Annotated in this window: 13 protein-coding genes; 10 read left to right on the top strand and 3 right to left on the bottom strand. The window is 67.7% G+C overall.

Translation table 11 applies throughout. The features are described 5' to 3' along the window. The 10 genes from secY to JWP83_RS00990 form a co-directional block, all read left to right on the top strand. Positions 1–1,032 (top strand): preprotein translocase subunit SecY (secY, locus tag JWP83_RS01035; protein WP_297724838.1); only part of this gene is annotated, 1,032 nt, incomplete at its 5' end. Beyond that, positions 1,029–1,574: an adenylate kinase gene (locus tag JWP83_RS01030; protein ID WP_297724835.1), complete on the top strand. Its 546-nt coding sequence runs from the start codon at positions 1,029–1,031 to the stop codon at positions 1,572–1,574. The genes secY and JWP83_RS01030, both read left to right, overlap by 4 nt. A 2-nt stretch (positions 1,575–1,576) precedes the next feature. Continuing rightward, a complete protein-coding gene (gene map / locus JWP83_RS01025; protein ID WP_297724832.1) occupies positions 1,577–2,377 on the top strand; it encodes a type I methionyl aminopeptidase in 801 nt (266 codons plus the stop codon). 44 nt (positions 2,378–2,421) lie between these two features. Beyond that, positions 2,422–2,955 (top strand): sigma-70 family RNA polymerase sigma factor, encoded by a 534-nt coding sequence (locus JWP83_RS01020; protein ID WP_297724829.1) that lies wholly within the window; start codon positions 2,422–2,424, stop codon positions 2,953–2,955. Positions 2,956–3,034: 79 nt separating this feature from the next. Next, positions 3,035–3,790, top strand: a complete 756-nt coding sequence (locus JWP83_RS01015) for an anti-sigma factor (RefSeq protein WP_297724826.1) — start codon at positions 3,035–3,037, stop codon at positions 3,788–3,790. A gap of 48 nt (positions 3,791–3,838) precedes the next feature. Continuing rightward, positions 3,839–5,605, top strand: a complete 1,767-nt coding sequence (locus JWP83_RS01010) for a thiamine pyrophosphate-dependent enzyme (protein ID WP_297724823.1) — start codon at positions 3,839–3,841, stop codon at positions 5,603–5,605. Further along, positions 5,586–6,233, top strand: coding sequence for an SRPBCC family protein (locus JWP83_RS01005; RefSeq protein ID WP_297724822.1), 648 nt, complete (start codon positions 5,586–5,588; stop codon positions 6,231–6,233). The genes JWP83_RS01010 and JWP83_RS01005 overlap by 20 nt, the downstream gene beginning before the upstream one ends. A 7-nt stretch (positions 6,234–6,240) precedes the next feature. Further along, entirely contained in the window at positions 6,241–7,260 is a 1,020-nt protein-coding gene (locus JWP83_RS01000; protein ID WP_297724820.1) for a 3-oxoacyl-ACP synthase III family protein, read from the top strand. Continuing rightward, complete coding sequence (locus JWP83_RS00995; protein ID WP_297724818.1) at positions 7,260–8,312, top strand: aminotransferase class I/II-fold pyridoxal phosphate-dependent enzyme; 1,053 nt, start codon at positions 7,260–7,262, stop codon at positions 8,310–8,312. The genes JWP83_RS01000 and JWP83_RS00995 overlap by 1 nt, the downstream gene beginning before the upstream one ends. Positions 8,313–8,320: 8 nt before the next feature. After that, a complete protein-coding gene (locus JWP83_RS00990; protein ID WP_297724815.1) occupies positions 8,321–8,824 on the top strand; it encodes a MarR family winged helix-turn-helix transcriptional regulator in 504 nt (167 codons plus the stop codon). Between the two features lie 34 nt (positions 8,825–8,858). Here JWP83_RS00990 and mmsB read toward each other — a convergent pair whose 3' ends face one another. From mmsB to JWP83_RS00975, 3 genes are all read right to left on the bottom strand, one after another. After that, positions 8,859–9,734 (bottom strand): 3-hydroxyisobutyrate dehydrogenase, encoded by an 876-nt coding sequence (gene mmsB, locus JWP83_RS00985; RefSeq protein ID WP_297724812.1) that lies wholly within the window; start codon positions 9,732–9,734, stop codon positions 8,859–8,861. A gap of 10 nt (positions 9,735–9,744) precedes the next feature. Beyond that, complete coding sequence (locus tag JWP83_RS00980) at positions 9,745–10,914, bottom strand: isobutyryl-CoA dehydrogenase (protein WP_297724809.1); 1,170 nt, start codon at positions 10,912–10,914, stop codon at positions 9,745–9,747. Between the two features lie 4 nt (positions 10,915–10,918). After that, positions 10,919–11,145 (bottom strand): aldehyde dehydrogenase family protein (locus JWP83_RS00975; RefSeq protein WP_297724807.1); only part of this gene is annotated, 227 nt, incomplete at its 5' end.

Here is an 11,145-nt window from a genome sequence, read left to right as displayed (position 1 = left end):
CCGCGGTTCGAGCAGCTGCGCAAGGAAGGCCAGTCGGGCCAGGCCAAAATGACGCAGTACACGCGCTATCTGGCGATCGCGCTGGCCGTCCTGCAGGCCACCAGCATCGTGGCGCTGGCGGCCAACGGCGGGCTGCTGCAGGGCTGCTCGCTGGACATCATCGCCGACCAGAAGATCTTCACCCTGGTCGTCATCGTCCTGGTGATGACGGCCGGCGCGGCGCTGGTGATGTGGATGGGCGAGCTGGTCACCGAACGCGGCATCGGCAACGGCATGTCCTTGCTCATCTTCGTCGGCATCGCCGCGCGCATCCCGGCCGAGGGTAAAAGCATCCTGGACAGCCGCGGCGGCGTCATCTTCGCCGCCGTCTGTGGGGCCGCGCTGCTCATCATCGTCGGCGTGGTGTTCGTCGAGCAGGGCCAGCGCCGCATCCCGGTGCAGTACGCCAAGCGCATGGTGGGCCGGCGCATGTACGGCGGAACCTCGACGTATTTGCCGCTGAAGGTCAACCAGGCCGGTGTTATTCCGGTCATCTTCGCGTCCTCGCTGATCTACATTCCGCACCTGATCACCCAGCTGATCCGGAGCGGCAGCGGCGGCGTGGGCAACAGTTGGTGGGACAAGTTCGTCGGCAGCTATCTGTCGGACCCGAGCGATCCGGTCTACATCGGCATCTACTTCGGCCTCATCATCTTCTTCACGTACTTCTACGTGTCGATCACCTTCAATCCCGACGAGCGCGCCGACGAGATGAAGAAGTTCGGTGGGTTCATCCCCGGCATCCGCCCCGGTAAGCCGACCGCCGACTACCTGCGTTATGTGCTGAGCAGGATCACGCTGCCGGGCTCGATCTACCTGGGCGCGATCTCGGTGCTGCCGAACCTGTTCCTCCAGATAGGCAACGGCGGAGCGGTTCAGAATTTGCCGTTTGGCGGCACGGCGGTTTTGATCATGATTGGCGTCGGTTTGGATACGGTCAAACAAATCGAGAGCCAGCTCATGCAGCGCAACTACGAAGGGTTCCTCAAGTGAGAGTCGTTTTGCTGGGACCGCCCGGGGCGGGCAAGGGGACGCAGGCCCAAAAGCTCGCCGAGAAGCTTGGGGTCCCGCAAATCTCCACCGGGGAGCTCTTCCGGGACAACATCGAAAACGGGACCAAACTCGGCCTGGAGGCCAAGCGCTACCTGGACGCCGGTGACCTGGTGCCCTCCGAGCTGACCAACCAGCTCGTCGACGACCGGCTCAACGATTCGGACGCGGCCCACGGCTTCATCCTGGACGGCTACCCGCGCTCGCTCGAGCAGGCCAAGGCGCTGCACGACATGCTCGAACGGCGGGGCACCGACATCGATGCGGTGATCGAATTCCGCGTCTCGCAGGACGAGTTGCTGCAGCGACTCAAGGAGCGCGGCCGCGCCGATGACACCGACGACGTCATCCTCAACCGCATGAAGGTCTACCGCGACGAGACAGCGCCGGTGCTCGAGTACTACAACGGCAAACTGAAGACGGTCGACGCCGTCGGCACGGTGGACGAGGTGTTCGCCCGCGCGCTGCACGCGCTGGGCAAGTAGTCATGAGCGCGCTGGCGCGGCTGCGGAGTCGCAGGGTCGTGCCGCAGCGCAGCCCCGGTGAGCTCGACGCGATGGCGGCGGCCGGCGCCGTGGTGGCCGCCGCCCTGCGCGCGGTTCATGCGGCCGCGGTCGCGGGGCCCTCGACGCTGAGCCTCGACGAAATCGCGGAGTCGGTGATCCGCGAGGCCGGGGCCGTCCCGTCGTTCCTGGGCTATCACGGTTACCCGGCGTCGATCTGCGCGTCGGTCAACGACCGGGTCGTGCACGGCATCCCCTCCGCCGCGGAAATTCTGGCCCCCGGTGACCTGGTGTCCATCGACTGCGGCGCGGTGCTGGACGGCTGGCACGGCGATGCCGCCATCACCTTCGGGGTCGGGACGCTGGACGCGGCCGACCAAGAGCTCTGCGACGCGACGAGGGAATCGCTGCTGGCCGGCATCGCGGCGATGATCGTCGGTAACCGGCTGACCGACGTGGCGCACGCCGTCGAAATGGGCACGCGCGCCGCCGAGGCCCGCTACGGGTGCGCGTTCGGGATCGTGGAGGGCTACGGCGGCCACGGCATCGGCCGGCAAATGCACATGGACCCGTTCCTGCCCAACGAGGGCTCACCCGGGCGGGGCCCGCTACTGGCCCCGGGCTCGGTGCTGGCCATCGAACCGATGCTGACGCTGGGAACCAGCAAAACGATCGTGCTCGACGACGAATGGACCGTCACGACCGCCGACGGGTCACGTGCGGCGCATTGGGAGCACACCGTCGCGGTGACCGAAGCCGGGCCGCGCATCCTCACCGTTGCTTGAACTAAACGCCTGCTCCGCTCGTTTACCTGGCAGGAGGTGATCGAGTGGCTCGGGTGGCCGGCACCGCGGCTGCGGAAGCCGCTCTGATGAAGGCGCTCTACGACGAGCACGCCGCGGTTTTGTGGCGCTATGCGCTCCGGTTGACGGGGGACGCCAGCCAGGCCGAGGACGTCGTCCAGGAGACGCTGTTGCGGGCGTGGCAGCATCCGGAGGTCGTCGGCGACACCGAGAGGTCGGCGCGGGCGTGGTTGTTCACCGTCGCCCGCAACATGATCATCGATGATCGACGCAGCGCGAGGTACCGCAACGTCGTCCGTTCGCTGGACGAATCCGGAGCGCCCGAACAGTCGACACCGGACGAGGTGAACGCGGCGCTGGACCGGCTGCTCATAGCCGAGGCCATGACGCAGTTGTCCGCCGAGCACCGGGCGGTGATCGAGCGGTCCTACTACCGCGGTTGGACGACCGCGCAGATTGCTGCGGACCTTGAGATCGCTGAAGGAACAGTGAAGTCGCGACTACACTATGCCGTACGGGCATTGCGGCTCACTCTGCAGGAACTTGGAGTCACCCGATGACGGCGCGGGGGTTTAGACAGAAACCGATCCCGACAGTCATCGGCTCCGAATGCTTGATGGGTGACAGGAGATGGACGAGATGAGGACGCTACGAGGCATCGGCCCGCCCGGTGACAACGAGGTGTTTGGTTTGCCTACGGAAGACAACCACCGCTACGCGATGTGGGATGCCGCATACGTGTTGGGTTCGCTGTCCGCCTCCGACCGCCGCGAGTTCGAGGGGCACATGGCCGGCTGCCCGGCATGCCGGGAGGCCGTCGCCGATCTGAGTGGCGTGCCGGCCCTGCTTTCTCAGCTGGACGGGGAAGAGGTCGCCGCGATCGACGAGTCCGGCCGTACCATGCAGGCGGCGCCGGAGATTTCGCCGGAGTTGTTGCCCTCGCTGTTGGCGACGGTGCGCTGGCGCCGGCGCCGCACGCGGGTGGCGACATGGGTGGCGTCGTCCGCGGCCGCCGCGGTGCTGGGGATCGGCGTGCTCGTCGGTGTGCAGGGGAATCACTCGGCACCCGCACAGCAGGTGGCCGCGTCCTCGCAGCCGATGGCGCAGATTAGTACCAGCCTGTTGACCTCCACGGTGCAGCTGTCCAGCCAGCACTGGGGGACGTCGATCAACCTGAAGTGTGTCTGCCTGGCTCCGCTGAACGCGCACCACGACACGCTTGCGATGGTCGTGGTGGGTCGCGACGGCAGCCAAACCCGGCTGGCAACGTGGGTGGCCGAACCCGGTCACACCGCGACGCCCGCGGGCAGCATTTCGACGCCGGTCGACCAGATCGCGGCCGTGCAAGTGGTTTCCGCTGACAGCGGCCAGGTTCTGCTGCAGCGTTCGCTGTAAAACCCGGCGCGCGGTGAACTGAAGTTCGCCGCGCGTCGTGTTACCTACATGCCCAGGAAGCAGCGGGTGGTCGACCACATCGTCGAGCGGCTTGCGTCGGTCGGCGTCGATCACATCTTCGGTGTGGACGGCGCCAACATCGAGGACCTGTACGACGCCGCGCACTTCCGGACCGACATCACCGCCGTGCTGGCAAAGCACGAATTCTCCGCCGCGGCCATGGCCGACGGGTACTGCCGCAGCGGGGCCGGACTGGGGTCCGGACTGGGAGTCGTCGCGGCGACGTCCGGCGGCGGGGCGCTGAATCTGGTTGCGGCCCTCGGGGAGTCACTGACAAGCCGGGTTCCGGTGCTGGCGCTGGTCGGTCAGGCCCCCACCACCATGGACGGCCGGGGCAGCTTCCAGGACACCAGCGGCGAGAACGGCTCGCTGAACGCGCAGGCGGTGTTCTCCGCGGTGTCGGTGTCGTGCGAGCGGGTGCTCAACCCCGCCGACGCCGCGCCGGCCCTCTCGAGGGCGATCGCCGCGGCGCGCACCGGCGGCCCGGCAGTGTTATTGCTGCCCAAGGACATTCAGCAGGGATACCTGGACTGCGAGCGCAACAGCTCCCGGAACGGGTTCGCCGCGGTGGACCTGCGCCCCATCGGCAACCCGCATCCGATCGCCGGAATGCTGCGCGACGCAAACGGTCCGGTCACCATCATCGTCGGCGAGCAGGTCGCCCGTGACAACGCCCGCGCCGAGCTCGAAGCCCTGCGTGCGGTGTTGCGGGCGCGGGTGGCGACCGTGCCCGACGCCAAGGACGTCGCCGGCACACCGGGCCTCGGGTCGTCGTCCGCGCTCGGGGTGACCGGCGTCATGGGCCATCCGGGTGTGGTTGAAGCGGTGGCCGACAGCGCCGTGTGCCTGGTGGTCGGCACGCGCCTGTCGGTCACCGCGCGCACCGGACTCGACGACGCCCTGGCGGCGGTGCGGACGGTCTCGATCGGCTCGGCCCCGCCGTACGTTCCGTGCACGCACGTGCACACCGACGACCTGCGCGGCTCGCTGCGCATGTTGACCCAGGCGCTGTCCGGGCCGGGACGCCCGGCCAAGGTGCGGGTGCCCGACATGGTGCGGCGCACCGAATTGTCGCCGCCGGCGTGCGCTGGGCCGGGGGTGCGCTATCGCGATGCGATGGCCGTGCTGGACGGCTGCCTGCCCGACGGCGCGGACATCGTCGTCGACGCCGGCAACACCGGCGCCGCGGCGATCCACTACCTGCCGGCGCGGCGGGACGGCAGGTTCGCGGTCGCGCTGGGCATGGGCGGCATGGGCTACAGCTTCGGCGCGGGCATCGGAATGGCTTTCGGGCGCGCGAACACCGGACGGCCGGGTGGGCGCACCGTGGTGATCGCCGGGGACGGGGCGTTTTTCATGCACGGCATGGAGGTGCACACCGCGGTGCATTACCGGCTGCCGGTGACGTTCGTGGTGTTCAACAACAACGCCCACGCCATGTGTGTGACCCGCGAACAGCTCTTCTACGACAACCTGTACAGCTACAACCGATTCCGTCCCAGCCGGCTGGGCGCCGGGCTGGCGGCCATGTTCCCGGGGCTGGCGTCCGTCGACGTCGGCGAGCTTGACGGGCTTGCCGCCGCGATGCGCGCGGCGCTGGCCATCGACGGGCCATCCGTCGTCTGTGTCGAATGCGCCACCGACGAAATGCCACCGTTCGCACCGTTTCTCACCAAGCTGTCGGCCAATAACAGCGCCCCACAGGGGATTTCAACCGCAAAGGAGAACCGGACCGATGTCGCTACCCGCGCTTGAGGACATCCCCACGCCCATCGACGGCGTGACCCGCATCGAAACCAGCCCCCGGGAAAAGGCCACCCCGATCATCATGGACATGATGCGGGCGGTGTACCCGCACGACCAGGTCTTCGGTGAGTATTGCACCGTCAACGATTACGTCGACTGTCCGCCCGACGAGTTGTACGAGTACATGGCCGACACCCGCAGCCTCGAGGAGTGGACGTACAGCCTGCGCGGTTTCACCCCCACCGACGAACCCGGCCTGTGGCTGGCCCACGACCGGCTCGGTTCGGAGACCGAGATCTACACGCGGACCATCGTCAACGAGCAGGCCCGCACCGTCGACTACCACTGCGCGTGGGACCAGGGCAAGCACCTGTGGATGATCTACCTGATGCGCGTGGTCGACGCGCAGGCGGTCCTCGACAAGCCCGGTTCCGTTGTGCTGTGGACGAATTGCCACCACCCGTTCTACGACGAAAACCCGTATCCCCAGACCGCACCGCCGAAGCGCCCGGTGTGGGTCGGCGACTTCTGGGACATGTTCGGCGCCGGCCATCTGCTGGAGCTGAAGAACCTCAAGGCGATCGCCGAGTACCGGCACCGCAACGGGCTCCCGGTGACCCCCAAATGGATGAGATGAGAAGACCATGAGCAAGCCGAACGTGAGCCTGATCGACGTCTCCACCTATCTGCCCGGCGAGCCGATCGGCGCCGAGTACTACGCGCAATTCGCCGAATCCGACGATCTGCGAGACAACCTTATGTTCCGCGCGCCGAAGTTTCGTCATCACGTCGCACCGGAGGAGAGCTCGATCGACATGATCGAACGCGCGGTGCAGGGCCTGATCGAGCGGCACGGCCACGACGCCGTCGAGGGCGCCGATGTGCTGATCACCCACACGCAGGTGCCGGACATGGCGTTCTACGGCCAAGGGGGTGGCATCGCGCACCGGTTGGGCATGCGGCCCTCGTGGGTGCTCGACCTGAACAACGGCGGGTGCGCCGCGTTCGTGTTGGCGCTTAACGTGGCCCGCAAGCTGCTGTTGTCGGGCGAAGGGCGCACCGCGCTGATCGCGATCGCGCAAAACGCGGCCGGGCAGTTCTTCGATCAGCCGACGATCCGCCGCAAGGCGCAATCGGCCGTGCCCGGCGACGGAGCGGCGGCGGCTCTGGTCAGCGTGGGCGATCAGTCACCCATTCTCGATGTCGAGTGCCGCACCTACGGTGAATACGCCGGTGAGATGACGCTCTCCTTCGACCCGCCCCGCAAGTGGTGGCAGCCCGGGACCGGCGAGGGCAGCATCGGCTTCACCGAAAGCAAGATCACCAAGGTACTGGCGCGCGGCAACCGGCAGGTGCCCGAGGTGGCGCTGGCGGTCTGTGACCGAATCGGCCTGTCCTCCAGGGACATCGATCTGCTGGTCACCAACCAGCCCAACCGGGCGTTCCTGCGCAACTGGCGCGACGCCCTCGAACTACCCCCGGAACGCCATCGGGACACCTTCGATCAGTGCGGCAACCTGTTCAGCGCCGGGATCCCGGTCAACCTCGACCACGCGATATCCGACGGTCAGGCCAAGACGGGCGACGTGGTCATGATGGCGGCCTTCGCCCATGCCGGTGACTTCGCCGGCGCGGCAGCAGTGCGCTGGGGTGGCCGGGGCTGATGCAACCCGTCCGCGGCCCCTTCGCGGCTGAGATCGACGATGTGTTCCCCACCGCGATCGATCCGCTTGCGTTGTCGCTCAACGAGAATCCGTTCCCGCCGTTGCCGGCGGTGCGCTCGGCGTTGATCCGCTCCATCTATGCGGTCAACCGCTATCCGGAGTTTTTGCCCGAACGGCTGCGCGGCCTGATCGCCGGGCACGCCGGCCTGCCCGCCGACCAGGTGGTGCTGGGTGCCGGCGCGACGGGTGTGGCGTTGCAAGCCCTGCACGCGCTGACCGCTCCGGGTGACACGGTGGCGATGGCGTCGCCGACCTTCGACGGCTATCCGATCATCGCCCGGATGGCGCGGTTGAATCCGCTGACCGTTCCCCTCGACAAGGACGGCCACAATGACCTCGACGGGCTGGCCGACGCCGCCGCGGATGCCCGAGTGGTGGTGGTGTGCCGCCCGCACAACCCGACCGGCACGCTGGAGACCGCGGACGAGGTGGTGCGGTTCCTGCGCCGGGTGCCGCGTGACACCGTCGTGCTGCTCGACGAGGCGTACATCGAGTTCGCCGCGCCCGAGCACCGCATCGACATCCCGGCGCTGCTCGCGAGTTTTCCGAACGTCGTGGTGGTGCGGACGTTCTCCAAGGCCTACGGGCTGGCCGGGCTGCGAATCGGCTACGGGCTGGCGTCGCCGGAGCTGGCCAAAGACCTGTGGTCCCAGCAGCTGCCGTTCGGCGTCGCGCTCACCAGTCTGCTTGCGGTCTCGGCGTCATACGACGCCGAAGACCAACTGCTGCAACGAATCCAGTCGATCAACGCCGAACGCCGCTATCTCGGGATGCGGCTGAGCGCGTTGGGCGTATACACCACCGACGCCCACGCGAACTTCATGTACCTGCCGCCGAGGGGTCGGCCGTGGCATGAGGTGTTCGCGGACAGCGGGCTGCACATGCGCCACTACGAGGACGGCGGTGCGCGGATTACCGTGGGCAACCGCGCATCGACCCTGGCCGTGCTGTCGGCGATAGGAAAGGCTCCGCCCCGGTCTCAGATGCGGTAAGAAAGGGCGTGGCCGCATCGAGTTCCAAACGCGATCCGATCGCCGCGGCACGGGCCAACTGGGAGCGTGCCGGCTGGGGCGACGTGTCACCGGGCATGGTCGCCGTCACCTCCGTGATGCGCGCACACCAAATCCTGCTGGCCCGCGTCGAGACCGCGCTGCGCCCCTACGACCTGAGCTTTTCCCGCTACGAGCTGCTGCGCCTGCTGGCGTTCAGCCGCACCGGTGCGCTGCCGATCACCAAGGCGTCCGATCGCCTGCAGGTGCACGTGACCAGCGTGACCCACGCCATCCGCCGGCTGGAGGCGGACGGGCTGGTGCAGCGGGTGCCGCACCCCACCGACGGGCGGACGACGCTGGTGCGGATCACCGACCTCGGCCGTTCCACCGTCGAGGACGCCACCATCACGCTCAACGAGCAGGTGTTCGCCGACATCGGAATGGAAGCTGCCGAGTCGGAAGCGCTGGTGTCATCTATCGAAACGTTGCGCCGCAATGCGGGCGACTTCTGACGATTTGAACGAGAGATGAAGATTTGAACGAGAATCAGGTCGAGCGCAGCATTTCGATCACGGCGCTGAAGTCCTTGTCCGCGTGGTCGGCGGCGAACTTGGCGTAGATTTCCGCGGCGTGCGTGCCGAGCGGCGCCGCCGAACCGGTGGATGTCACCGCATCCATCGCCAGGCCCAGGTCCTTGTTCATCAGCGCGGTCGCGAAACCGGGCTTGAAGTCGTTGTTGGCCGGCGATGTCGGAACCGGGCCGGGCACCGGGCAATTGGTGTGCACCGCCCAGCAATTCCCCGTCGCGCCGGTGATCACGTCGAACAGCGATTGAGCGGACAGCCCGAGCTTCTCGGCCAGCACGAACGCCTCGCCGATCGCGATCTGCTGCACCGCCAGCACCATGTTGTTGCACACCTTGGCCGCCTGGCCCGCGCCGGCCGCGCCGCAGTGAATGACCTTGCCCGCCATGGGTTCCAGCACCGGCCGGGCGCGCTCCACCGCGGACTCGTCGCCGCCCACCATAAACGCCAGCGTCCCCGCGACCGCGCCCTTCACCCCGCCGGAGACCGGCGCGTCCAGCTGCGCGATCCCGTGCCCCTCGGCCAGTGCATGCACGTCGCGGGCGTCGCTGACGGAGATGGTGGAGCTGTCGATGAACAGCGCCCCCGGTCGCGCGGCGGGCAAGATGTCGGTGTAGCAGCGTTTGACGATGTCGCCGTTGGGCAGCATCGTGATGACCACGTCGGCGTCGGCCACCGCGTCGGCGGCTCTGTCGAATACCGCGACGCCATTCGAGGACGCCACCGTCACCGCTGTGGGTACCGGGTCATACCCTCGCACGGCGTGGCCGGCGGCGACCAGATTGGCCGACATGGGCCCGCCCATGTTGCCAAGTCCCAGGAACGCTATTGCGGTCATTGCTGCCTTTCTACGCGCTCGCCCTGAACCGCGAGGCCTCGGCCCGGCCGATGACCACCCGCATGATTTCGTTGGTGCCTTCCAGGATTCGGTGCACCCGTAGGTCGCGGACGATCTTTTCCAGGCCATACTCGCGCAGGTAGCCGTAGCCGCCGTGCAGTTGCAGCGCCTTGTCGGCGACCTCGAAGCAGGTGTCGGTGACGTAGCGCTTGGCCATCGCGCACAGCTCGACCTTGTCCGGGTGGTCGGCATCCAACGCACTTGCGGCCCGCCACAACATCATTCGCGAGGTCTCCAGCCCGGTAGCCATGTCGGCCAGGGTGAACCGCACCGTCGGCTCGTCGAGCAGGGAGGAGCCGAACGCGTGGCGCTCCCGCACGTAGGCGCCCGCCTTGTCGAAGGCGGCCTGCGCGCCACCGAGCGAGCACGCCGCGATGTTGAGGCGCCCGCCGTTGAGGCCGTTCATGGCGATGCCGAACCCGGCACCCTCGCCGTCCGCGCCGCCCAACATCGCGTCGGTGGGCACCCGCACCCCCTCGAGGATCACCTGCGCGGTGGGCTGCGCGTGCCAGCCCATTTTCTCCTCGAGCGCGCCGAAACTCAGTCCCTCCGTGCCCTTTTCGACTACGAAGGCCGAGATGCCGCGCGGGCCGGGTTTTTCCGGGCCCCCGGTCCTAGCCATCACGACGTAGACGTCCGAGGCCCCCGCGCCTGAGATGAACTGCTTGACGCCGTCGAGCACGTAGTCGCCCCCGTGTCTGACGGCGCGGGTGCTCAGGGCGCTGGCGTCGGACCCGGCGCCGGGCTCGGTCAGGCAGTAGCTGGCGATGGCGTCCATCGAGGCCAAGCGCGGGACCCAGACCTTGCGCTGTTCGTCGGTGCCGAAGCTGTCGATCATCCACGCGCACATGTTGTGGATGGACAGGAACGCGGCGGTGACCGGGTCGGCGATCGCCAGTTGCTCGAAGATGCGGACCCCGTCGAGCCGGCGCAGCCCACTGCCACCGACGTCGTCGCGGCAGTAGATCGCCGCCATCCCGAGTTCGGCGGCCTCGCGCAATACAGCCACCGGAAAGTGCTTGGCGGCATCCCATTCCAGGGCGTGCGGCGCGATGCGTTTGTCGGCGAAGGCGGCCGCCGTCTCGGTGATCACCCGTTCGTCGTCGTTGAGGGCAAACATGGCGCTAATTCATTGTGGGGATGACGAATTCGGCGCCGTCTTTGATGCCGGATGGCCAGCGTGAGGTGACGGTCTTGACCTTGGTGTAGAACTGGATGGAGGCCGGGCCGTGCTGGTTGAGGTCGCCGAAGCCCGAGCGTTTCCAGCCGCCGAAGCTGTGGTAGGCCACTGGGACCGGGATGGGGACGTTGACGCCGACCATGCCGATCTGGACCCGGGAGACGAAGTCGC

It is taken from the genome of Mycobacterium sp. (assembly GCF_025965855.1).
Taxonomy (GTDB): domain Bacteria; phylum Actinomycetota; class Actinomycetes; order Mycobacteriales; family Mycobacteriaceae; genus Mycobacterium.
This window is presented reverse-complemented; position numbering and strand designations above follow the sequence as displayed.